The 559-nt window shown below is 67.4% G+C and carries 1 protein-coding gene; it reads right to left on the bottom strand.

The genetic code is table 11. From position 1 onward, the window contains the following. Positions 1-559: type VI secretion system Vgr family protein (locus tag HW466_RS31115; RefSeq protein ID WP_176316144.1), on the bottom strand; the 559-nt coding region annotated here is incomplete at both ends.

The following is a 559-nucleotide window of genomic DNA, read 5'->3' as shown; positions in this document are numbered from 1 at the left end:
GCTGCCGTTCACGTCGGAGAAGCGCAGTTCGTTCGAACCTTCGCCCTTGTGCGTCTGGCTCTTGATGCCCATCGTCTGGCCAGCCGCGCCGTGATACGGGTTGCCCTGTTCGCCGTTGAACACGCGGCCGACGATCACCGGGTTGTCCGGGTCGCCCTGATTGAACGCCACCAGCACTTCCTGGCCGATCCGCGGAATCGCGGCCGCGCCCCAGCCGGCGCCGGCCCACGGCTGCGACACCCGGATCCACATCGAATCGGAGCCATCGAGCTTGCCGCGCCGGTCCCACAGGAAATGCAGCTTCACGCAGCTGCCGTTGGTATGGATCTGCTCGCCCTTCGGGCCCACCACGATGGCCGATTGCGTGCCCTGGATCAGCGGCTTGGGCGTGACGCGCCGCGCGCGGTAGGCGACTTTCTGCGGCAGCAGCACGAAACTGTTGCGGTACGGCAGCTTGGCCGCGTGCGCAGTGTAGTCGTTGACCGCCTCGTGGCGCACCTGCAGGATCACGTAGGCCTGATTGTCGGCCGCCACCGGGTGGCCCGTCACGCTGACGCTG

Origin of the sequence: Burkholderia territorii (assembly GCF_902833055.1) — a bacterium.
GTDB lineage: Bacteria > Pseudomonadota > Gammaproteobacteria > Burkholderiales > Burkholderiaceae > Burkholderia > Burkholderia territorii.
The sequence above is the reverse complement of the archived record's forward strand: the minus strand, read 5'-3'. Positions and strand labels throughout refer to the sequence as shown.